We start from the raw sequence: 21822 nt of genomic DNA on the forward strand, positions 1-21822 counted from the left end.
TTATAGAAAAGCTCCTTTTAAACACCTAAGATTGGCGTATGAGTAAAGTGTGAAAGTGCAGAAACACCAATTGCAATAATAATGACAATAAAGATTGCTTTGGTTGAATTCATACCTTTCTTACCAAGCAGCCAATAAACAAATCCAGTAAACAATGCCGGAACCAAACGCGGGAAGATTTTATCCAACGTTTCTTGAAGATTGAACTTTACACCACCGAAACTTTGTACATAAGTAAACTTAAAGTTAATCATTGTAGCAATCAAAGCAGCTACCATGAACACACCAAGAACAGTTGCAGCATCTGTGATTGCGGACAATTTATCCTGCATCGTTGTAACTAATTTGACGCCTTCTTTGTGGGCAAATTCTAATTGTTTCCAACGGAAAACGTTAATCGCAATCGTTACTCCTATCCAAAGGAAAATACCAAGAGGATTGCCATCAATGGCAAGACCTGCTGCCAAACCACCCATGATTGCAGGAATAGTTGAACCAAAAATCGCATCACCAATCGCTGCAAATGGACCCATTAACCCAGTTTTAATCCCTGTAACAGTATCTTTAGCCGCAACCCCTTCATTTTCTTCAAGCGCAAGGTCAATCCCTGTCACCAAAGTATGGAAAAAGTTAGACGTGTTGAAAAATTGCGTATGTGTTCGCATCATTTCTTTTAATTCTGGCGTACCATCACCGTATATCTTACGCAACTGCGGCAAAATCATATAGAGATAACCTGATGCTTGCATACGCTCGTAGTTCCAACCCCATTGGAAAGTAAAGAGACTACGACGGTTGATTTGTTTAAAATCTTCTTTTGTTAATTTGTAATTAGAGTTCGTCATCGTCAATTTCCCCACTTTCTGATTGTTCCGCAGCAACAGTCACCACTTGTTTGTTGATAGCATTTTGATAGCTAAGAGCTGCTAAAGCAAAGCCAATAATCGCAATTCCAATCATTGGAAGCCCCTCAAACTTAGCTCCACCGAGAGCCTTTGCAATGGGTTTGACAGCACTTGATGCTGTCGCTAATGTTGAAATATAGTCAAAAACAACTTTCAACATTGCTGTAATGGCAAAGCCTAAACCAAGATAATGAAGGTTTTTCTTTACTGGAAGGTAACGAAGCAAAATTGCAAAACCGACACCAGGAAGCATTTTACCTGCAAGAATCAAACCATCTGCAATCCATTGTGCATTATTGGCAAGCCAATCGGAGAATGCTTTTACAGCATCCCCACCAAGCCACAAAGCTAAAAATACTGGAAGTGCTCGTGAAAGCCCCCATGGAATAGCACCGAGTAAGTAATTGCGTTCAACACCTTTGTAGTCAAATTTTTCAACCGCTGCATCAATACGATGTGCAAAGTAAGTTGTAGAGAAACGTCCAAGAACATCAGTATAAACCAGCAACGCTGCTACCGGAACTGCGATAGCTGAAATCGCCAATTCCGCTTTGATACCTGTAGCTACTGAGAAAGCTGTTGCAAGAACTGCACCAGAGGTTGCATCAATCCGAGAAGCACCGCCGAATGTTCCCACACCGAGTACAACCAGTTGTAAACTACCACCGATAAATAGGCCTGTCTTCAGATCACCCATGACCAGACCCGTAATAAATCCTGCAAAAACAGGAGATCCTGCTGATGAGTTAATCGTCAACTCATCCAAAATTTGATACGCTGAATACAGCGTTAGTAAGAGAATTTGCCACCATTGTATCATAACAATGACCTCCTAAATTTATTTCAATAATTTCATAAAGTCTTCAACTGGATCATTTGGAACCATTTGGGCTGTTAGAACCACACCTTTGTCATGTAATTTGTTAAATACGGCTACATCTTCATCCACCACATTGATCGATCGTGTGACCGAACGCGTTTCAGATGTCTGCGACATATTGCCCACATTGAGCGTTTCGATTGGTACTCCTGCTTCTACTAATCTCAAAAAACGATCTGCCTTTTTCGCAACAATGAGCAGACGCTGGCTATCGTATTTGCCTGCTAGGATATTTTCTGCCGCTTTTGCAACTGGTAACACACTCAATTTTACACCAGCTGGTGTCGCCAACTTCAAGCCACTCTTTTCAATAGTATTTTCTGCTACTTCATCATCTACAACCATAATACGTGAAATATTTAATGTTGTAGTCCAAAGATTGGCTACTTGCCCATGGATCAAACGTCCATCAATCCGATTAGCTATAATTGTCATAGTTTATCCCCCTTTATTGGTTTAAATGTAGGTTTATGAACTAAATCAATGAATTTACTATATTTTCCTTCGGTTTCAAAAATAATAATGCGATTGTTTCCAATCCGTAATAGACCATGTGGAATATAAAGTGATAAGGTTGGTCCAACATCCCAGAAACGGCCAATATTGACACCGTTGACAAAGACAATTCCTTTGCCAAAGTTGGTCAAATCCAGATAAGTATCTTTAAGCATTTTCAATTCCGCATCAAACGCATAGAATGCTGGCTGATCTTCATGCCATTCTTTCGTAAAATCAATCGCTTCTGGATTTTTGAACTCTAATGTATACTGATTCCAATGAAGCATAAAATGGAGATCTTTACAAACTCCTGTGCGAATACCTTTATGCTGCGTATCTGCCAGCAATTTATGTCCGTAGTTGACCCGTCCCATATTTTCCATGAGAATGTCAATTGTGTGATTGGTACCTTTTTCAGCAGCAACAAAGATGTCTTGTCCGATTTCTGTCTGGTATTGGGTCGTAATAAAGTTCCCGTCTACAAAAAGCTGCATCCGATCACGCCCGTCAATGACACGAACCCGTTCCTTATCCGCATCCCATTCTGCTTGTGTACGATAGAGCAGATAACCAACATTTTGGCCCAACTCCTCCATTTTCATAGGATACAGACTCTCGATTGGCTGCGCTATATCTTCTAAAGTCTCAAATAAGCTAACTTTCTCACTGAGCGGAATATTCTTTAACTCAAACGTTTCTTTTACCAAAGGCTCTCTCTGTGGATACTCTGGATAATATTTTTTTAACATTCGCTGAATGGCAAAGTATTTTGGTGTTGGATTTCCTTGTTCATCAAGGAGAGCTTCGTAATCATAAGACGTTACTTGTGGCAGGTCAATGTTTCCTCGCGCTGAACAACCATTCATGAACCCAAAATTTGTTCCTCCATGAAACATATAAAGGTTGATACTGCCTTGTTGTAAGACTTCGTGAACCGCTTCAGCTAATTCTTCTGGATCTCGCGTGACAGTTGGCTCTTTCCAACGATTGAACCAACCGTCCCAAAATTCCATACACATGAGTGGCCACTTTTTGCCATGCTCATCAAAGAATTCCTGCATCTGCGCAAAATTTTCTTTTGCCTTAGAGCCAAAATTCCCCGTTACAAACACATCATCTTCAATCAGCGTTCCTGCTCGCAAAGTAGCTCGCCACGGACCATCTGACGTAAAGAGCGGACAAGTCACACCTCGCTCTAGCATCATGTCTCGAACAGCTCTCAAGTATTCCTTGTCTTCGCCATAAGAGCCATATTCATTTTCTACTTGCATCATGAGAATACTGCCACCATTTTCCAAAAGATGTGGCACTAATCGTGGAAGCAATTCATCATAATAGTTGGCAACTGCAGCAAGATAAGCAGGATCAGAAGACCGAATTCTCATGTTTTCTTCTAAGAGCCAAGCAGGTAAACCGCCAAATTCCCATTCTGCACAGACATAGGGAGAACTCCGAAGAAGAACATACAGTCCCAAATTTTGTGCTGTTTGCAAGAATTTTTCTACATCAAGGATAGCTTCAAAATCAAATTGCCCTTTTATTGGCTCATGCATATTCCAAGGAATATAGGTTTCTACTGTATTAAAGCCCAGAGCTTTTAAATTATAAAGTGAATGGTACCAATCATCTGGCTGGATCCGAAAATAATGAATAGCACCAGATAATATTTTAAAAGGCTGTTGATTCAGATAAAATTCTTCTCTAATCTCAAATCTTGCCAAACCATTTCCCTCTTTCACACAATAATTTTCTTGCAATCGTTTACATAGGTTAATATAATATATTTTGCATGAAATGTCAATAGTTTTTTTAAAATTTAATAAATTTAACCATTTTATTGAAATTTATGGTAAAATTTTTTATGAGAGGGAAGTGAAAGAGAGGTGAACAATATGGCAATCCCTAAGTACCAATACATAAAAGACGAACTCAAAAGTAAGATTATCTCAGGTCAATTTGAAAATGGAGATAAATTTTATACAGAAGCTGAGCTAATCACAATGTACGATGTGAGTTCTATTACCGTTGTCAGAGCTCTAAACGAGTTAGCAAAAGATGGGTACATTATCCGCCAACAAGGAAAAGGAACATTTGTGTCACGCGCCCGCAAGCACAAACTCGTTGAATTTTCTGATGTTGAGATATTCCCTACCCAAACTGATCAAGTGACCGTTTTATCGATCGAACGTGGAAACGACTTAACAATTCTTGACAAGTTAGAGCTAAAGGGACATCAATTTTACTATAAAATTGAGAGGCTCCGTAAAGCGAAAGATATCCCCTACATCTATCATCAAACTTATATTCCAGAGCAATATATCAATGCCAATTATCCAAATCTTGAATATTATAGCTCTATCTATAACCGCTTTAAACAAGATTATCATATCCACATGAATGATGAGCACTTTGAAGAAACAAATGAAATAATCTTCCCGACACCAAAAACTGTTGCAACATTACTGGACATTGACACAAACTTCCCAACGGTCTTCCAAGTAAAAACAACACAGTTAGAAAGCACAGGGCAAATTCTAGAGTATAGCGAAGCCTACAAACGTGGCGACTTCTTTAAAATCAAGTTCGTGTCACGCAGTGGAAATCATTAATTATTTTTACGTAAAGAACATCTGAGCGTCAGTTGTTCTTTTTTATATCTTAAAATTATTATAACCTATCTAGACCAATTTTGAAACAAAAAAGTACTATTTCGAAAAAATATATACTAAACACGAGACAAACTACTGTTCATCTCGCGTTTGTTTTATTTTAGGGAACTATATCGCAGTTTACACCAATCACAATATGTAGTATTTTGAAACAAGATTTTTGTAAATTTAACAATCATACTTTGTGGTTGTGTACAAGTATATAATTCCTTTATTTTAAATATCTTGCCTTTGATATTCTTACATCATGCTTAAAACAAGATTATAAAGCAAAGCCCCTACAACACCACCAACGATTGGACCCAAAACTGGAATCCAAGCATAGGACCAGTCAGAATCTCCTTTATTCGCAATTGGTAAAACAGCATGCATAATACGCGGTCCCAAATCCCTTGCTGGATTGATCGCATAACCTGTCGTTGGACCAAGTGAAAAACCGACTGCAAAAATAACCATTCCTACGATGATAGGTCCTAGACCAGCAGCAACTTTATTAGGTCCAATTGCCATAATCGTAATGACGAGAACAGCCGTTCCCAATGCTTCACCTAAAAAGTTAGAGGCTGTATGGCGAATGGCTGGACCAGTTGAAAAACTAGCTAAAATCAAGCCAGAATCTTTCGTTTCAACCCAGTGAGGATAGTAATGAAGCCATAGAACGAAAGCTGCAACCATTGCACCCAGCATTTGTGCAATAATGAAAGGAAAGACTTGCCCCCAACTAATCGCTCCAATAGAGGCCATTGCGAATGTGACCGCTGGATTCAAGTGAGCTGGACTAAAAAATCCGGATACATAAACCGCTACGGTACAGGCAATCCCCCAGCCTAAAACGATAGCAACCCAGCCGGTTCCTTCTTCTTTCGTCTTGCTCAAAACATTCCCGGCAACAACCCCGTCGCCAAGCAATACTAGGATAAAAGTTCCTAAAAATTCACCGAGATACTGAATCATAATCAAACTCCTTTATTTCTTAATTTCTAACTCTTTCAATTGTTCTTGTATGGTCGCCAAATCTGCACCAGCTTGCAAAAGAGCAGCCGCAGTATAAGCTCCTTCAACAATGGGAACATTGTTAATGATGATGTCTTTATCTGAAAAATCTGCTACTAGCTCCAGATTCATGCGAGCCGATCCAAGATCAAAGAAAGCTAAAATCTTCTCTGCTTCATTGGCTTCTACAATCGTTTGGACTTGCTCAAAACTTGTACCAATACCTCCATCTTCTGTACCACCTACATAGGTCAGTAAGACATCTTTGGCGACTTCTGAAATTAAATCCACAACGCCTTGAGCGATCCATTTTGAATGAGAAACCACGACAATCCCAACTTCTGTCATGTCAGTCTCTCCGCTTCTAGCAAGGCTTCAAAAAGCAAGCCTGATGAATACGAACCTGGATCAATATGCCCAATCGAACGTTCACCCACATAAGAAGCTCGACCTTTCGTTGCTTTCATATCTTTGGTTGATTCAACCAAAGCACGAATGGTTTCTTTGGTCAATTCTTCTCTTCGAATTGCTTCTACCACACCAGCCCAGACATCTACCATCGTTTTTTCACCGACGCTCGCTTTCCCACGCTTTTGAATCATATCAAGTCCTGCTTGAACAGCATCCACCAAGCTAGTGCCTTCCTTCTCAGCCTTCATTATTCCCATAAAGGCTGAGCCGTAAAGGGGGCCAGAGGCCCCGCCAACCTTGCTAAGCAATTGCATGGAGACAACTTGAAAGACTTCTGCTGAATTGGCAAAATCCTTTCCTTCCAAATTTTCAACGACAGCGGCCATACCGCGCGCCATATTTCCTCCGTGATCCCCGTCACCAATAGGGGTGTCTAACTCTGACAGATAGTCTTTATTTGCTTGAATTTTTTCGTTAAAGAGAAGCATCCATTTCTTTGCTAATTCTGCATCCATATCATACCTCCTACCAAGCAATTGTTGTAACAGGACTATTTAATGCGTCTACCCATTCTTTGTGCTCTAGCTTGATAAAAGTCAAAGAAATGCCTGCCATGTCAATAGATGTCATGTAGTTTCCTAATTTCTTATAGATAACTTCCAGACCTGCTGTTGCAAGGATTCCAGCCACATCGTTTGCAAAGACATACTGTTCCATGAGCGGTGTTGCACCCATGCCATTGATAAGGATTCCGATTTTATCGCCTGCTTTGAGTTCAAAAGAGTCTTTCAATTTTTCCACTAATTCTTGTGCCAATTCTTTAGACGGCTGCATTTTTTCTTTGCGATAACCAGGTTCTCCATGAATGCCGATTCCAAATTCAATTTCGTCATCAGCTAAGATAAAGCCGGGTTTCCCAACTTCAGGAACTGTTGCTCCGCTGAGAGCCAACCCAACCGTATGAATCTGAGTAACCAATTCATCAGCCAATGCCTTGATTTCACTCAATGATTTTCCGGCACGCGCCGCATGACCTAAAATCTTATGTACAAAAATCGTACCTGCAACACCGCGTCGACCTTGCGTGTAAAGGCTATTTTCTACAGCAATATCGTCATCGACAACAACACTTGCCACCTCGATTCCTTCCATTTCTGCCATATCTTGTGCCATTTCAAAGTTCATGATGTCACCAGAATAATTCTTGATAACCATGAACACACCTGCGCCCTCGTCTGCTTCTTTGATTGCTTGCAAGACTTGGTCAGGAGTTGGCGAAGTAAAGACCGCTCCGCAAATCGCAGCCGAAAGCATACCGTTGCCCACAAAGCCAGCATGTGCAGGCTCATGACCGCTACCGCCACCTGAGATAATAGCTACTTTGCCAGACTTTTCGCTATTTCGGGCAATGATGTCAAAGCCTTCTACACGATGCACCAAATCACTGTGGATATAAGCCAAACCGTCCAGCATTTCGTCCACAACAGCCGTTGGTTGATTGATAATTTTTTTCATAGGTGTCCTCCATTTCTCGGCGCTTCTCTAAAATGAGCAATTCGCCCTAAAAAGAAAGCGCTATCATTTTGATATTATTTTAACATTTTATCTTACCGAAAGCAAATTCTGCCACATCCTAGAATAGAAGAAAGCATCAAATTAGTTGACAATAAAAAGTAGACAGTGTATACTAAAAATAGATAAGTAGACAGTGTATACTTTAGGAGAAAATGAATGAAACGCAATACTGCCCAGCTGAAAGAACAACTCATTCAAACAGGGATTGACGAAATCGGAAAACACGGAATTGAACAGCTTTCGCTCAGGACTGTTGCCAAGGCCTGCGGTGTAACTCACGGCAGCCCTTACCGCCATTTTGAGAGCAAGGAAGGCTACCTCAAGGTGGTTTTGACTCAGCTTTCGCTGTTTCTCAATCAGGAAATCAATCAGAGTATGGATGCGACAGGTTCTGCGCGTGATCAGCTGACCCAGCTTGGACTTAATTTCATTCTTTTTGCCAAGACCTACCCTCATTTTTTCGAAGCTCTCTTTATCAAATTCCCTTTTAAATATATGAAGGTGACGCAGGATACCATTCTCTTGGAGTCGGACTTGCCTGGATTTGATAAATTTAAGGAGCTTGTTTTAAAGCTTCGCAAGGAGGAAAATTTTAGCAATAGCGAAGCAGAAAGCCTTTTTCACTTTTGGAGCTTTATCACAGGTCTGGCCGTTCTGACCAACAGTCCTATCGGACAAGACCTTGATCCTCAAGCCATCCAAAGCACAATCGAACACATGCTTGACATTTATATCAAAGGAGAACGATCATGAAAACCTTGATTATTTACACCCACCCCAGCCCAACTGGCTTCAATGCTGCTATTCTCAAAGAAGTTCAAAGCAATCTTTCTAAGAAGCACGAAGTGAAAACCTTGGACTTGTATGCTGAAAATTTTGATCCGATTTTGCGCTTTGACCATGAACATAGACGCCGTGACCTGCACAAAGACCCTGAAATGGCAAAATACCGGGATTTGATTACTTGGGCAGACCATCTGATTTTCATTTTCCCTATCTGGTGGAGCGGTATGCCGGCCATTCTCAAAGGCTTTATCGACCGTGTCTTTGCGGCTGACTTTGCCTACTCTTATAAGAAAGTCGGCATGCAAGGTCACCTGCAAGGCAAGTCTGGCTGGATTATCGTCAGCCACAACACACCAGGTTTTGCCCTGCCTTTTGTCCAAGACTACGGCAAGGTACTTAAAAATCAAGTCCTGAAACTTTGTAGTATTTCTCCCGTCAAACTGACAGAGCTCAACGGAGTAGAACGCAAGACAGATCAACAACGCCAAGAAATGCTCAAGAAAATCGGGCAACTGGCTAGTCAAATTTAAGATAAAGAAAATGGGAGCGGGAAAGAACTTCAAACAAGTTAAAAAAGTTCGTCTTCCCGCCCCACACACAGTTGATTAGGTCATCTTTGGAGCTTAAAAAGCGAAGGAAGATGCCAATCAACCACTGGTCATCTATTTTTTCTAATTTAAATTCAAAAGCCTGGACTTTTTGACCAGGCTCGTTTTTATGTCTAATCCAGCCCCACGCGCTTGAAGATTTCATCTACGCGCTTGGTGTAGTAAGTAGGGTTGAAGATTTCATCAATCTCTTCCTGAGTCAAACGAGAAGTGACTTCTGGATCCGCTTCGAGCAGAGGCTTGAAGTCTACTTGATTATCCCAAGACTGGGCAGTCTTTGGCTGCACCAGATCATAAGCTTGCTCTCGCGTCATGCCTTTTTCAATCAGGGTCAACATGGCCCGCTGGCTAAAGATAAGACCAAAGGTCGAGTTCATGTTCCGCTTCATATTTTCAGGGAAGACGGTCAGGTTCTTGACGATATTACCAAAGCGGTTGAGCATGTAGTCGATGAGAATGGTCGTGTCCGGTGCGATAATCCGCTCAGCTGATGAGTGGGAAATGTCGCGCTCATGCCATAGAGAGACATTCTCAAAGGCTGTCACCATGTGACCGCGAATAACACGCGCCAGACCAGTCATATTTTCAGAGCCGATAGGGTTGCGCTTGTGAGGCATGGCAGATGAACCCTTTTGACCCTTGGCAAAGAACTCTTCCACCTCGCGTTGCTCAGACTTTTGCAGACCACGGATTTCCGTCGCCATACGCTCAATAGACGTCGCAATCAAGGCTAAAGCAGAGAAGTATTCAGCGTGAAGGTCACGTGGCAAGACTTGAGTCGAGATCTCCTGCGGACGGATGCCTAATTTCTCACAGACATAGCTCTCCACAAATGGCGGAATGTTGGCGAAGTTCCCAACCGCACCAGATATTTTCCCAGCTTCCACACCCGCAGCCGCAATCTCGAAACGCTCGATGTTGCGCTTCATTTCACTGTACCAAGTCGCTAGCTTGAGACCAAAAGTCGTCGGCTCCGCATGCACCCCATGGGTACGCCCCATCATGATGGTGAACTTGTGCTCCCTAGCCTTGTCAGCGATGATGTTGGTGAAATTTTCAAGGTCACGACGGATAATGTCGTTGGCCTGCTTGTAGAGGTAACCGTAGGCCGTATCCACCACGTCGGTAGAAGTCAAACCATAGTGGACCCACTTGCGCTCCTCACCAAGCGTCTCAGAAACCGCACGTGTGAAAGCCACCACATCGTGGCGAGTCTCCTGCTCAATCTCCAAAATACGGTCGATGTCAAAGTCCGCCTTCTCGCGAATCAAAGTCACATCTTCCTTAGGGATTTCCCCCAACTCAGCCCATGCCTCGTCAGCCAGAATCTCTACCTCCAGCCAAGCCTTGTACTTATTTTCCTCAGTCCAAATGTTCGCCATTTCGGGGCGAGAGTAACGATTTATCATTGTTAGTTTCTCCTATAATTTTATCTGCCTGATAGTAATGATGAAATAACTCCACCTAAAGTTCCTGATATTATATCTTTAATAAATTGTTGATTAAAAAATGATGCATTTTCTTTAACAATTACAGTAAATTCAGACTCGCTATTTTTGTCAGTTGCAGCAAGTAAATCCTTTAAAATTTCGATAGATTGCTCAGATAGAACAGAAGCATTGTTAACAATCTGTTGAAGTTGTTTAGAAAGTTCCGACCACGGAAACTCAACATTCATATTAGATTTTTCTAAAATAGAATCTGTAACAATATTTGAGTTAACATTGTTGTCCCCATTAAATGTGACATTATTACCCGAACCAAAATCATTTCCAACTACATTATCATTACCTGATACAGTTGTTTTATATGAGCCTGTTTCAAAAATATTTTGTTCCCCACCAATTTGTTGATGTTTTATATCAATAAAAGTGATCTGATTTTTATCACCAAAAGATTTTTTAATTACTTCATATACTTTGTCTCGAAATATTTCTTCCTTAAAAAACAAATAAGAATTTTTGCTAGACCCTAAATTGAACTCTATGTAATATTTTGTTTTAAGATATTTCTCATAACGGTTATATACAATATAAATGTACAAAGCCAAAAAAGTAATCGGAATGATATTTGGAATAAAATCTATCGGAAACATTATTAACATAATAGCTACAAAAACTATTTCTTTCAAAGAAATTCTAAACGCCAATGTTGCTTTTGTCATCATAGAAATATTATCTATCTGAATAACATCGTTTTGAGTAGCTATTGCATGCTCCTTTATGCTAAGAGTATCCGTTTCAATAGTATTATTTTCATTATTAAATAAATCTAAAATCATTATCCTTCTCTCTCCTTAAACTCCTCTTTCCCAATCCATACTGATGGGTAGTGATCTAGTGTATTCAAATCAGTATCCAATGGCAAATCATAGATAGCCAAATAGTTATCGGGGTATTGAGCAATTAATTCATCATATTTGGCTTGCACCTTGTCATGGTCAGCGCTAGCAAACAAGACTTCAACAACTGCTCCAGTCTTATCCTTTTCAACAAATGCATTAACGATAATTTGTATCATAGTAATCAACCTAGTTAGTAATCTATATTCAGTTTAGAGAATTTGATACCATCGTTCCTTTCTTTTATATTTATAGACAAATTAAGAAATCTTTACTATGACACATAAGCATATTTATTCTTTCTAGTTTATGCATCACTATCGATTTAATATGCATTATTAAAGATTTTCTCCAACGTTTCATTATTTTCAGCTACTTCGTCTAATTCTCGTTTCGTTGTATATCTTATATTCTGAGGTGGATATGTATTACCCAAATGAATCAAGTGATCATATTTTTGGGGTTCACCATCAAATATTACTTTCCAATATCCAAAAGCATTTTCAGATGGAATTATTTTTTTAACTTTTGCAATATATTGAATACCACTTCTAGGTTTTATTTCATATCCAGCAATATATTTAATTTTACTTCTTCTATTTTTTCCAATACGAATATCATACCATTCATTATCTTTTAAGAAAACTTGTTCAAACCCCTCCTTCTGTGCTGGAACAATGATAGTTAAGTCATCCTCTGACATTTCTTCTTTTGGAATTCCAATGTCAATTGAATTTTTTTGTTCTAAAATTTTCGTTTCATTTATAATTTCCTCATCAGTCTTTTCATTTAAATGAGCATAAAACTCAACATGAGAATCAAAGTCATCGTTGCTAAAATCTATTAAATTTGTAACTTGTCGGTCTTTTTTTAATTGTTGGTATTCTTTAAAGTATGCTCGTTTTATTTCACTATCCTCCGACTGAAGGGAATTACTTATTCTTTCAGCCTCTCCTATAAGTGGTTCCGTATTTCTTCTATCCGTTATACTTTCATTCTCGATCGAAGAGATTACTTCTTCAAGCTTATCATTTAATTCATCAACCTTCAATTTACAATTCTCATATTCTTTTTGTGAGAACTTTTTACAATGAGCAATTGTATTACGAGTCTTACGAATTTCTTCAAGTAGTTCATTTATCTCTGTCCCTTCCTTCTGACTACCTGTTAATAGCGAACTGTCCCAAAAACTTTTAGGGAAAAGAGTAGGACTAGGGACACTTTGTTCTTCAATACAATACTTTATGTGATCTATAAATTCTTCAGTTATAGCCCCTCTATCAAATATTTCTTTAATTAACTTACTAAATGTAAAATCATTTTTTTCCATATTTTTCAGGGTTGTTTGAAATTTGTCAAGTTTACCACTTTCATCAGAAATATAGAATAACTCTTTTAAAAATTCTTGAGTTTTTCTTTCAATATCGTGTAATTTTGAATATATTTTTTTAGAGTAGTAGCTACTTATTCCATCAAAAATACACCTAAACTCATTAAATTTATGTTCGTTCTTAGTTATTTCAGTAATAATAGAGTCAAAATGTTCTAAAGATTCAACATCCTCACTACTAACCGTTATAATACCCGTTGGTTTTTTTGAACTATTCTCATAAATTATATTAATATCCAACGTTTTATCATCTATTTCAGCCTTACCATTTTTTATATCTAATTTTTCTGGATTTTGCGTCAAATTCCGAATTAAAACCTCTTTGTTAGAGATAATATTATTTCCAGTTATTTTAAAAATATATTTCTGATACATTACCAATCAATCCCTTCCCCAAACTCTCTCACTTCATCAGGCTTATCACTAAAGAGGGTCACATGCCCCATCTTTCGGTTGTGCTTCGCTTCTATTTTACCATACATGTGGAGATGGGCGCTAGAGTTTTTGGAGACATATTCTTGAGCTTGTTGAATGTGCTGACCGAGGACGTTGAGCATGACGGCTGGGGCATGGAGTTTGATGGCTGGGAGAGGTTGCCCGAGGACGCCTAGGATATGGGTGTCAAATTGTGAGAAGTCGCAGGCTTCGATCGAGTAGTGTCCTGAGTTGTGGGGGCGTGGGGCGATCTCATTGACGATGATATCATCAGCTGTCGCAAACATCTCCACGCAAAGAGTTCCAGACAGATTAAGCTGTTCTGCGATTCGTACCGCCATGGTTTTAGCTTTCTCAGTTAGACTATCAGAAATACGAGCTGGGACAATAGTCTTAGACAGGATATTGTTGCGATGGATGTTTTCCTGAACGGGGAAGACCGTCACGTCCTTGCCATTACCTGAGACAATGACCGAGATTTCAAGGTCAAAGTCCACAAATTCTTCCAAGACGCACTCAGCAGAATTGGCTAATTGATTCGCGGCAGCTAAATCGTCGGGTGATTTAATGACGACTTGACCGTGTCCATCATAACCGCCTGTGGCCGTTTTCAAGAAGTAAGTCTTGCCCAAATCCAAATCCTCCAAGTCCAAACTAGAGGTCACCACCTTATATGGAGCGATCGTCACGCTAGCCTTGTTGGCGAGGAAGTTCTTTTCAAAAATACGGTTTTGCGAAATGCGTAGTAGATCAGTACCCTGCGGCAGCTGACCGCCTCCTACGATCGCATCAAGACCGTCAGCGTCGACATTTTCAAACTCATAGGTCAGTACGTCGCAACGCTCCGCCAATTGACGCAAAGCATCCACATCATCGTAAGGCGCCACAATCATCTCAGACACGCGCGAGGCAGGACAGTCCGCCGTTGGATCCAGCGTCACCACCTTGTGCCCCATGTAGATAGCAGAAATAGCCATCATCTGACCCAGCTGACCGCCACCGATGATTCCGATTGTTTTAGATGAGCTCATTCGTAGACTCCTCAGCGATTTTTCCTTGTTCTTCAGCAAAATCCGCTAGCGCTGCTGCTAGGTCTTGGTCTTCAATCGCCAAGATCCGAAGGGCAGTCAGGGCAGCGTTGGTTGCTCCCGCGTCACCAATGGCCATAGTTGCCACAGGCACACCGCCTGGCATCTGCACAATAGAGTAAAGCGAGTCCAGACCGCTGAGTGCGCGTGATTTGACAGGTACGCCGATGACAGGCAGAGTGGTTTTGGCCGCTACCATACCTGGCAAATGAGCTGCGCCACCAGCACCAGCGATGATGACCTTGATACCGCGACTGCGGGCTTCTTCTGCATGCTGAAACATGAGGTCAGGCGTGCGGTGGGCAGAAACGACTTTCTTTTCGTAGGCAACACCGAAGCGATCTAAAACTTCAGCAGTTTTTTGCATGGTAGCCCAGTCAGATTTGGAGCCCATGATGATAGAAATAATTGGTTTCATTGTTAATATCCTTTTTCTTTTTGATAATGGTCTTAGGTGGTGGGTCGGAAGCAAACCTTCGGTTTCATTCCTAAAATTTGAGCCTGAAGTCGCAAATTTCCCCTAGACCAGAACATACACTGTTCTGGTCTTTTCACCACTGCGACCATTATCGTATTTGGCGACTGCGTCGCCTAAGCTAGCGCTAGTATTGAAAATGCTCGAATAAATTCTCAGAATGACAGGGCAAAACGATGAAGTTCGAACTAAAGTTCATCAAAGAGCTTTAATACAGTCAATCGTAGATTCTCGAAGTGTTTTATTTAACCGCTTTACTTCCGATATCTTGCCGATAAAAGAGGCCTGTTGTTTCTTGTTCTGCAAGTTTCTTATAGATTTTGTCCTGCGCAGCCTTGACGCTGTCGGCTGTAGTAACCAGCATGTAGACGCGGCCGCCGTTTGACAAGAGCAGCTGGCTATTGCCATCAAACTTAGCCCCTGCATAATAGGTGATTATGTCGCCACCGGTCTTTTCTGGCAGAAGCACCCTTTTTTCGTAGGCGAGCGGATAGCCATTTGAAGCAACCACCACGCCTAGGGTCACGCCCGAATCCAGCCAAGTGATGTCAGGGTTCCTGCCAGCCAAAATGTCCGTGATATTCTGTGCAAAGTCAGAAGTCAGGCGCGGCAAGATAACTTGGGTCTCGGGATCGCCAAAGCGAGAGTTGAACTCAATAACCTTAGGACCGTCCTTAGTCAAGATAAGCCCCGCGTAGAGCACGCCAAGATAAGGGCGACCCTCAGCAATCATACCCTCAAGCACTGGCTTGATAATAGCATCAATCGACTGGTCAATCACGCTTTGCGGCAGGTGAGGAACAGGAGCGTAGGCACCCATACCGCCTGTATTTGGTCCCTTATCACCATCATAGGCCCGCTTGTGATCCTGCGCCGCAGGCATAATGTAAAACTTGTCCCCATTGACAAAGGCAAAGAGAGAGAATTCCTCGCCATCAAGGAACTCCTCAATAACCACGCGCGCACCCGAGTCGCCGAACTTATTGTCCAGCAGCATTTCATGCGCCGCCTCGACCGCCTGCTCCACGGTTTCAGCCACGACTACTCCCTTACCCAATGCCAAGCCATCCGCCTTGACCACGATTGGAGCGCCCTGCTCTTCGATGTAGGCTTTAGCTTTCTCAAAGTCGGAAAATGTGCCATAGGCTGCTGTCAGAACGCCGTATTTGACCATGATTTCCTTAGCAAAATCCTTAGACCACTCCAGCTCCGCTGCTAACTTAGTTGGACCAAAAGCCTCAAGCCCAGCTTGGTTAAAATCATCAACGATACCAGCCGCTAGCGCATCATCAGGACCAATAAAGGTCCAAGCAATAGCATTTGCTTTGGCAAACTCAATCAACTTGGAATGTTCGGAAATTCTGATATTCACCAAATCCAAACCATCCAGAGTCATCCCGTCATTTCCAGGTGCGACAAAAACCTGCTCAACATACCGAGATGCCAACAACTTCTTGGCAATCGCATGCTCACGACCACCAGAACCAACAACCAAAAGTTTCATGATGCAAGATACCTCAATATAAAACAATCACAGGGGCATATGCCCAAAACCAAATATTTTCGCAAAAACTAACAACTTTTCACGAATTATACAGGACTATTATAACATATTTGTTCGGGAGTTTGAATTTCTAATCCCATTTATTCGGAAAAGAAAAGCACCACTGATGTGGTGATGGGGGAATAAAAATAATATCTTTGATAAAATGTTGAAATTACCTATTTCTACAATGTTAAATTACTTTGTCGAGTATAATTATCATTAATAAAATCCAAAATTTCTGTAATACTATTTATCAACTCTAAGTTAATTTTATCTGATTGTCTTAACCTTCTTTTGATAATATTAAGAGATGTTTGCACATAGTCTAACTTATATAGCTCTTTCGATAAACCAAGAATTTTAATATATTGTTGTGATAGAGCCTTTTTACGATCTTCAATATCATTATTCGTTACAATTGCTCCTCTATTATTTCTATAGAATAAATTTTTATAATCTTCACCTAAAGGATCTAAATCAGAAGGAAGAGCTTTTTTATTTTTTGTAGTATTACATATTGGGCAAGATAAAGCTAAATTGCTATATTCATCTATCAAATCTTTATTATCATTTTGACTTTTTATATGTTCAATATGAAAACTAGCTCCACCGTACCTTTTACAATTCCATCCACAATATATGCACATTCCGTCAAAATCCTCTACTAGATACTCTTTTAACAAATCTCTTTGACTTTTGACAGAATATTTTTCACTAACATTTTTTCTTCTGATCGGTGGAGATTCAAAACCTCTATAATCTTGTTTGAATAGTTGCCTAATATAATTCACTACATCTCTCCTGCCTCATCAATAATTTGATACGCTTTCGCAATTAAATCGTCTAATTGATCAGCAATATCATCATTTAAAAGTCGAGGTTGTTTAATAGAAAACTGATATTCTATTTTAGTTTCGTTAATTGCTACTTCTGTAGAAAAAGTATCAAATTTCTTTAAACCTTGATTTACTCTCTCCAGCGTATTGATATTTTCTATTCCTAACTTAACTTGCTCATCAATATATTTTAACATACTATCAATTTCATCTTCCTTAGTAAATATCTGTCCACCCAGTGAGTATTCATTTTTAGAAAATTTCTTCTCTACTGAAGAGTCAATTTGAACATCATTACTGTGAGAAGTATAAATACAAACAGGAAAGAAAGGATTTTGTTTCTTAATAGTTTGCCATAGTTCAATTGCATCCCCATAAATTTCACTCATAGATAAATCATAGTCTAAAATAATTCCGTATTTTTCTTTTGAATATAATTTTGTTAAAAATTCTTCCTTTGATGCTTCATTTTTTATTCCTAGAAACTGGACATCATATCCTTTGCTTAAAAAAATTTCTTTCAGATCTTTTAATGTATAAATAGCATCTTCATCATCATCAATATAATAGATTACTTTTTTTTCAGACATTTTATTCAACTCCACCTTTTAAAGTCATTCTAATTTTAAATCCCGACTCACCAGGATTAGATAACAATTCCTTATCACCTCTTAAATTAGATATAACTGAAGCTAGGATTGTCATCCCTAGACCAGTCCCACCTTTAGTATACGACTTGTAAGCTTCAAAAATTATATCTGAATTTTTTATGTTCTTATTTAGACCATTACCGTTATCTTCATAAGTTATCTTAATCAAGTCACAATCTACAACTTCTAGCTCAATGTTAATTATTCTGTGTTTAATTTTTTTTGGATATTTAAAATTTTTATAAGAATTAGTTATTAAGTTTAGAAAAATGCTATCTAATTGAGTTTCGCTGGCATAAATATAAATATTTTTAATCTGCTCAGGTAAAGATTCTCTAGATGATTTACCATTAACTAAATAATCATATGAATAAAAATTATCTTTAACCGAATTATCCCACCAAGAATAAATTTTAAATAAATATGATGATAAATTAATTTTCTCTTTTTTATCTCTTATTGGATTATTAACGCTACTCTCCAAAAATCCAAGTATATTAGTTGTTTTTCTTCCAACCGCTTTTGCAAAATCATATAAATTGTACGGTTGTTCAATTTCATGAAAATCCGAATTAAAATGCTCCGAATAATAATCCCCAGTATCTATTAGATTTTGGGGTATCTGCTGAAAGAATTTCTTATCATTTTTTATTTGATGAGCAAAAGTTGACATAACTATACCTTGAGTAGCCATTGTTCGTAACGTATCACTTTCAGTAACAAGAGAACTATTTTCTTCCTCTGTTATATCCTGTAATGAATACATTTCAAATAAAGATTGTGGATTAGAAACTAATGCTTGGTACTCTGGATCTTTATAGAGCTCTTGTAAATTCCCTTTGTTCTTATTAATAAGACTATAAATCATTTTCTTTGTTTTCTTGCCCTTTTCGCTAAAATATGGGACATCAGCTGTCTCTTTCAAAAATTCATTATATAAAATAATAATTTCTGAACGTATAAAAGAAAAATCTTTTATAATTCTAAGAATAACACTCTGAAGATATTCAAATTCTACACTATTTTTTAAACCTTCACGATTGGATTGATCTTCAAAAACTCTGTTGTTTTTTTTGGTTATATTCACATAACCGCTCAATTGATTAGCTTGCATCATGTAGCCACTCCGACCAACACCGGCAGGGTTCTTAGATCTTTCTTTTTCAATTCCCAACCAATCAAAACCTATAGTGTCTATTTCACCATAGGGTCTAATTCTAAAGCCGTCTCGGTACAATAAAATCCCAGGATCAATATCAACAGTATTTGTTCCCATTGCTGGTCTCTTTAAAAAAGGATACTTATTAGATCCAGTTTTCTTTGTAAAATAGAGAACTCCATCAAAATCTCCTATCGGATTATTAGGCATTTTATCAGGAATATACTCTGAAATTTTATACTCTAGCTCAAAATGGTATCTACTTCTTTTTTCACCATTATTATCTTGAATATAATCTTTTAGTTTATCAAATTTCGCATTTACAAAATCCGGAGGTAATTGACTAATATCAATTTCATCAAAATAACCGTCTAAGATTAGCATATCACTGTCGTGTGAAAAAGCAAACGAAATTTCTGCATCTGTTGAAACATCAGCCAAAGAAGGCTCTATTTCTTCTTTTTCTTCAAAATAATCTAATATAATTTTAAATTCGCCTGACTTCTCTAATTTAAGAGGATTTTTTAATTTATTTAAAGTAAGCTTCAATAGTGAATAATTTGTTCCTGACTGCCCCTTATCTGATAGCAACCATTCATCTTTCAAATCACTGGCTATTAAAATTGTTCCTGAAGCATTTGGATTTTCTAAACCTCTATTGGTATACTCTGAAGTGAACTCACTCAATGATAATTGTTCAATATTTACTTTTACAGTATCTAAAGCTCCTCCTGTTGTAAAGCTATTCCAATCTATACTAAATCTATATGCTTCTCTACCATCTGAAGTAATAACACGACTGATATTCCCTAGTCTCCCCAGTGATAATCTACCGATTCCCATAGAACCATTCATTACACGTTCAGATTTTTGGTATTTTATTGAAGTAGTATGAGTTTTATCATCCGTTCCTAATGTAAAAAAGACATTAATGATTTTATCCAAACTCATTCCTTGTCCGTAATCAATTATTTCTATAGAAGTAGCTTTTTTGTCTTTTTTTTTGTTAACAGTTATATCTTCTCCTATTATTCGAATATTTACTTGATTCGAAAATGCATCGTAACTATTTTTTACTAATTCTAATATCGCACTTCTATAATCTAGTATATTATCTCTCCCTAAAAGGTTTACCGTTCTTGTTGTTGATTTAAAACTTACTTCTTTCACTTTTTCAGCCATTGTTCGCCCCTCATACTCTTATTGGATAATTTTTTACATCATTCACGGATATACGAATTGATTTTCCACTCGCATTAATTGCTCTAGTTTCTATATAATTATAGAAATCTTCTGATTCAAGAATTTTTTTTGCATAATCAAGACCTTTTTCTGCTAATGGAATAATATAAAATCCCGAATATGGTATTGTTTGAGAATCTAACTCGTATACATTTACTTTCTCAGTAATTACCGATGAAATCATTAATTTTTCCTGATTCATAAATTTCAAACCTTGTGAACGACCATACTCAAACCATTCCCCATCAGATTTTCTGTTATCTAAAACCTCTTTCCATTCTCGAAGATATCTAGTTGCCTTAGGAAAAATCCTTTCAAACTCTTCTCTGGAATATCTTATAAGTTCATTATTTACAAATTTATATGGGAAAATAATTTTATCTACAATATTTTTCGATAACTTTCTTGGACTAGCCGCAGGTTTTAAAATTTCATCTTCTAAGTCCAAATCTTCTTGCTCAGGGATTATAAATACCTTATTAGATAATGTAGCTACGCTATTTGAGACTTTAAATAACCCTCCAAAGGTTAACTGATTAGCTTTAAATTCGATATTTTCAGTAAAATACCATTTGGACCCCAAATCTTCTTTTCTTATAAAAAAAGACTTGTTAAAATCACTATCAATATATTCTAAGTAATTACATATTCTAGAATTATCAATGACTATAATTGCTGATGATGTTAGAATTCTCCCAAAAATATGCGTATGTCTGTAATCAATTAATTGTAGAATATTTTTTTTAAAGATTTCTCTTAGATTTTCAGCAAAAACATTTTTAAATATGCTATTAGGGATTAGATAACACATTTTTCCTGTCGTTTTTTTCAAATCTAGTAAACTCTTTTCGATGAAAGCATAACAATAATCAAACTTCCCTTTACGACAAGATATAAAATTTTCTTTTAAATATACTCTATCCACTTCTTTTAATTCTTGATACGTAATATATGGTGGATTTCCAACAATATAGTCTGCCCGAATTTCAATGGATGATTTTAAATAATCCTCTTTTCTAATATTCCACTTAACACCTTTTATTTCATATTCTGCAACCAACTGATTTAATCTTTTTATACATGTATTCAATACAATTTCATCTACTTCAAATCCCACAAAATACTTTTCTAAATCGGACTTAATTTCCTTCCATGAATATTTTTCTTGCTTTGCAACAACTATATAGCGCTTAACCGCTGTTAATAAAATGTTACCTTCACCAACTGAATTTTCCAGAAACGTTTTCTTCAAAATTTCTGAACCTTGGTAACCAACTTCATCTAGCATCTGCTCAACATATTGAGAAGGAGTGAATACTTGAAATTTTTTCATAT

At 38.2% G+C, this 21822-nt stretch carries 22 protein-coding genes; 3 read left to right on the top strand and 19 right to left on the bottom strand.

The genetic code is table 11. From position 1 onward, the window contains the following. Positions 1 to 17: 17 nt before the first annotated feature. The 4 genes from HMPREF2963_RS03305 to HMPREF2963_RS03320 are packed head-to-tail and all read right to left on the bottom strand — an operon-like array spanning position 18 to position 4004. Positions 18 to 845 (bottom strand): PTS system mannose/fructose/sorbose family transporter subunit IID, encoded by an 828-nt coding sequence (locus tag HMPREF2963_RS03305; RefSeq protein ID WP_003075051.1) that lies wholly within the window; start codon positions 843 to 845, stop codon positions 18 to 20. Continuing rightward, complete coding sequence (locus HMPREF2963_RS03310) at positions 832 to 1725, bottom strand: PTS mannose/fructose/sorbose/N-acetylgalactosamine transporter subunit IIC (RefSeq protein ID WP_003071226.1); 894 nt, start codon at positions 1723 to 1725, stop codon at positions 832 to 834. The genes HMPREF2963_RS03305 and HMPREF2963_RS03310 overlap by 14 nt, the downstream gene beginning before the upstream one ends. 18 nt (positions 1726 to 1743) lie before the next feature. After that, positions 1744 to 2220, bottom strand: a complete 477-nt coding sequence (locus tag HMPREF2963_RS03315) for a PTS sugar transporter subunit IIB (RefSeq protein WP_070668657.1) — start codon at positions 2218 to 2220, stop codon at positions 1744 to 1746. Then, positions 2217 to 4004: a glycoside hydrolase family 35 protein gene (locus HMPREF2963_RS03320; protein ID WP_070668744.1), complete on the bottom strand. Its 1788-nt coding sequence runs from the start codon at positions 4002 to 4004 to the stop codon at positions 2217 to 2219. The genes HMPREF2963_RS03315 and HMPREF2963_RS03320 overlap by 4 nt, the downstream gene beginning before the upstream one ends. A gap of 171 nt (positions 4005 to 4175) precedes the next feature. Between HMPREF2963_RS03320 and HMPREF2963_RS03325 the strand changes: the two genes are divergently transcribed. Then, the gene (locus HMPREF2963_RS03325; protein ID WP_003071231.1) at positions 4176 to 4892 is read left to right on the top strand and encodes a GntR family transcriptional regulator; all 717 of its coding nucleotides are present in this window, start codon (positions 4176 to 4178) and stop codon (positions 4890 to 4892) included. Positions 4893 to 5192: 300 nt separating this feature from the next. Here the strand turns inward: HMPREF2963_RS03325 and HMPREF2963_RS03330 are convergent, their stop codons facing one another. The 4 genes from HMPREF2963_RS03330 to dhaK are packed head-to-tail and all read right to left on the bottom strand — an operon-like array spanning position 5193 to position 7871. Further along, positions 5193 to 5906: an MIP/aquaporin family protein gene (locus tag HMPREF2963_RS03330; protein WP_070668660.1), complete on the bottom strand. Its 714-nt coding sequence runs from the start codon at positions 5904 to 5906 to the stop codon at positions 5193 to 5195. 12 nt (positions 5907 to 5918) lie between these two features. Beyond that, entirely contained in the window at positions 5919 to 6293 is a 375-nt protein-coding gene (gene dhaM / locus HMPREF2963_RS03335; RefSeq protein ID WP_003071235.1) for a dihydroxyacetone kinase phosphoryl donor subunit DhaM, read from the bottom strand. Continuing rightward, positions 6290 to 6871 carry a dihydroxyacetone kinase subunit DhaL gene (gene dhaL / locus HMPREF2963_RS03340; protein ID WP_070668662.1) on the bottom strand — a complete coding sequence of 194 codons (582 nt, stop codon included), beginning with the start codon at positions 6869 to 6871 and terminating at the stop codon, positions 6290 to 6292. The genes dhaM and dhaL overlap by 4 nt, the downstream gene beginning before the upstream one ends. Positions 6872 to 6881: 10 nt before the next feature. Continuing rightward, on the bottom strand, positions 6882 to 7871 hold the full coding sequence (dhaK, locus tag HMPREF2963_RS03345; protein WP_070668665.1) for a dihydroxyacetone kinase subunit DhaK: 990 nt from the start codon (positions 7869 to 7871) through the stop codon (positions 6882 to 6884). Between the two features lie 216 nt (positions 7872 to 8087). Here dhaK and HMPREF2963_RS03350 point away from each other — a divergent pair, with 216 nt between their 5' ends. Together HMPREF2963_RS03350 and HMPREF2963_RS03355 are read left to right on the top strand one after the other, a co-directional pair. Beyond that, positions 8088 to 8684 (top strand): TetR/AcrR family transcriptional regulator, encoded by a 597-nt coding sequence (locus HMPREF2963_RS03350; RefSeq protein WP_037596303.1) that lies wholly within the window; start codon positions 8088 to 8090, stop codon positions 8682 to 8684. Continuing rightward, positions 8681 to 9247: an NAD(P)H-dependent oxidoreductase gene (locus HMPREF2963_RS03355; protein ID WP_048800216.1), complete on the top strand. Its 567-nt coding sequence runs from the start codon at positions 8681 to 8683 to the stop codon at positions 9245 to 9247. The genes HMPREF2963_RS03350 and HMPREF2963_RS03355 overlap by 4 nt, the downstream gene beginning before the upstream one ends. Before the next feature lie 191 nt (positions 9248 to 9438). Here HMPREF2963_RS03355 and purB read toward each other — a convergent pair whose 3' ends face one another. From purB to HMPREF2963_RS03410, 11 genes are all read right to left on the bottom strand, one after another. After that, a complete protein-coding gene (gene purB / locus HMPREF2963_RS03360) occupies positions 9439 to 10734 on the bottom strand; it encodes an adenylosuccinate lyase (RefSeq protein WP_070668668.1) in 1296 nt (431 codons plus the stop codon). Positions 10735 to 10754: 20 nt separating this feature from the next. Further along, positions 10755 to 11606 carry a hypothetical protein gene (locus tag HMPREF2963_RS03365; RefSeq protein ID WP_049476180.1) on the bottom strand — a complete coding sequence of 284 codons (852 nt, stop codon included), beginning with the start codon at positions 11604 to 11606 and terminating at the stop codon, positions 10755 to 10757. Next, positions 11606 to 11845: a hypothetical protein gene (locus tag HMPREF2963_RS03370; RefSeq protein ID WP_049476179.1), complete on the bottom strand. Its 240-nt coding sequence runs from the start codon at positions 11843 to 11845 to the stop codon at positions 11606 to 11608. The genes HMPREF2963_RS03365 and HMPREF2963_RS03370 overlap by 1 nt, the downstream gene beginning before the upstream one ends. A gap of 146 nt (positions 11846 to 11991) precedes the next feature. After that, positions 11992 to 13431 carry a hypothetical protein gene (locus HMPREF2963_RS03375; RefSeq protein WP_070668671.1) on the bottom strand — a complete coding sequence of 480 codons (1440 nt, stop codon included), beginning with the start codon at positions 13429 to 13431 and terminating at the stop codon, positions 11992 to 11994. Then, positions 13431 to 14522 (bottom strand): 5-(carboxyamino)imidazole ribonucleotide synthase, encoded by a 1092-nt coding sequence (purK, locus tag HMPREF2963_RS03380; RefSeq protein ID WP_070668674.1) that lies wholly within the window; start codon positions 14520 to 14522, stop codon positions 13431 to 13433. Before purK ends, HMPREF2963_RS03375 begins: the two co-directional genes overlap by 1 nt. After that, on the bottom strand, positions 14509 to 14997 hold the full coding sequence (purE, locus tag HMPREF2963_RS03385; protein ID WP_070668678.1) for a 5-(carboxyamino)imidazole ribonucleotide mutase: 489 nt from the start codon (positions 14995 to 14997) through the stop codon (positions 14509 to 14511). The genes purK and purE overlap by 14 nt, the downstream gene beginning before the upstream one ends. Positions 14998 to 15295: 298 nt before the next feature. Continuing rightward, positions 15296 to 16558, bottom strand: coding sequence for a phosphoribosylamine--glycine ligase (gene purD / locus HMPREF2963_RS03390; RefSeq protein WP_070668680.1), 1263 nt, complete (start codon positions 16556 to 16558; stop codon positions 15296 to 15298). A gap of 224 nt (positions 16559 to 16782) precedes the next feature. Next, positions 16783 to 17391, bottom strand: a complete 609-nt coding sequence (locus tag HMPREF2963_RS03395; protein ID WP_070668682.1) for an HNH endonuclease — start codon at positions 17389 to 17391, stop codon at positions 16783 to 16785. Next, positions 17391 to 18026 carry a DNA-binding transcriptional response regulator gene (locus HMPREF2963_RS03400; RefSeq protein ID WP_070668685.1) on the bottom strand — a complete coding sequence of 212 codons (636 nt, stop codon included), beginning with the start codon at positions 18024 to 18026 and terminating at the stop codon, positions 17391 to 17393. The genes HMPREF2963_RS03395 and HMPREF2963_RS03400 overlap by 1 nt, the downstream gene beginning before the upstream one ends. A gap of 1 nt (position 18027) precedes the next feature. Further along, positions 18028 to 20427 carry an ATP-binding protein gene (locus tag HMPREF2963_RS03405; protein ID WP_070668688.1) on the bottom strand — a complete coding sequence of 800 codons (2400 nt, stop codon included), beginning with the start codon at positions 20425 to 20427 and terminating at the stop codon, positions 18028 to 18030. Between the two features lie 10 nt (positions 20428 to 20437). Next, positions 20438 to 21820, bottom strand: a complete 1383-nt coding sequence (locus HMPREF2963_RS03410) for an Eco57I restriction-modification methylase domain-containing protein (RefSeq protein WP_070668692.1) — start codon at positions 21818 to 21820, stop codon at positions 20438 to 20440. Between the last annotated feature and the right edge of the window lie 2 nt (positions 21821 to 21822).

It is taken from the genome of Streptococcus sp. HMSC067A03, assembly GCF_001814295.1.
Taxonomy (GTDB): domain Bacteria; phylum Bacillota; class Bacilli; order Lactobacillales; family Streptococcaceae; genus Streptococcus; species Streptococcus constellatus.

Coding starts and splice junctions, on each gene's coding strand:
- HMPREF2963_RS03305 (WP_003075051.1), bottom strand. CDS start 845: ATGACGAACTCTAATTACAAATTAACAAAAGAAGATTTTAAACAAATC.
- HMPREF2963_RS03310 (WP_003071226.1), bottom strand. CDS start 1,725: ATGATACAATGGTGGCAAATTCTCTTACTAACGCTGTATTCAGCGTAT.
- HMPREF2963_RS03315 (WP_070668657.1), bottom strand. CDS start 2,220: ATGACAATTATAGCTAATCGGATTGATGGACGTTTGATCCATGGGCAA.
- HMPREF2963_RS03325 (WP_003071231.1), top strand. CDS start 4,176: ATGGCAATCCCTAAGTACCAATACATAAAAGACGAACTCAAAAGTAAG.
- HMPREF2963_RS03330 (WP_070668660.1), bottom strand. CDS start 5,906: ATGATTCAGTATCTCGGTGAATTTTTAGGAACTTTTATCCTAGTATTG.
- dhaM (WP_003071235.1), bottom strand. CDS start 6,293: ATGACAGAAGTTGGGATTGTCGTGGTTTCTCATTCAAAATGGATCGCT.
- dhaL (WP_070668662.1), bottom strand. CDS start 6,871: ATGGATGCAGAATTAGCAAAGAAATGGATGCTTCTCTTTAACGAAAAA.
- dhaK (WP_070668665.1), bottom strand. CDS start 7,871: ATGAAAAAAATTATCAATCAACCAACGGCTGTTGTGGACGAAATGCTG.
- HMPREF2963_RS03350 (WP_037596303.1), top strand. CDS start 8,088: ATGAAACGCAATACTGCCCAGCTGAAAGAACAACTCATTCAAACAGGG.
- HMPREF2963_RS03355 (WP_048800216.1), top strand. CDS start 8,681: ATGAAAACCTTGATTATTTACACCCACCCCAGCCCAACTGGCTTCAAT.
- purB (WP_070668668.1), bottom strand. CDS start 10,734: ATGATAAATCGTTACTCTCGCCCCGAAATGGCGAACATTTGGACTGAG.
- HMPREF2963_RS03365 (WP_049476180.1), bottom strand. CDS start 11,606: ATGATTTTAGATTTATTTAATAATGAAAATAATACTATTGAAACGGAT.
- HMPREF2963_RS03370 (WP_049476179.1), bottom strand. CDS start 11,845: ATGATACAAATTATCGTTAATGCATTTGTTGAAAAGGATAAGACTGGA.
- HMPREF2963_RS03375 (WP_070668671.1), bottom strand. CDS start 13,431: ATGTATCAGAAATATATTTTTAAAATAACTGGAAATAATATTATCTCT.
- purK (WP_070668674.1), bottom strand. CDS start 14,522: ATGAGCTCATCTAAAACAATCGGAATCATCGGTGGCGGTCAGCTGGGT.
- purE (WP_070668678.1), bottom strand. CDS start 14,997: ATGAAACCAATTATTTCTATCATCATGGGCTCCAAATCTGACTGGGCT.
- purD (WP_070668680.1), bottom strand. CDS start 16,558: ATGAAACTTTTGGTTGTTGGTTCTGGTGGTCGTGAGCATGCGATTGCC.
- HMPREF2963_RS03400 (WP_070668685.1), bottom strand. CDS start 18,026: ATGTCTGAAAAAAAAGTAATCTATTATATTGATGATGATGAAGATGCT.
- HMPREF2963_RS03405 (WP_070668688.1), bottom strand. CDS start 20,427: ATGGCTGAAAAAGTGAAAGAAGTAAGTTTTAAATCAACAACAAGAACG.
- HMPREF2963_RS03410 (WP_070668692.1), bottom strand. CDS start 21,820: ATGAAAAAATTTCAAGTATTCACTCCTTCTCAATATGTTGAGCAGATG.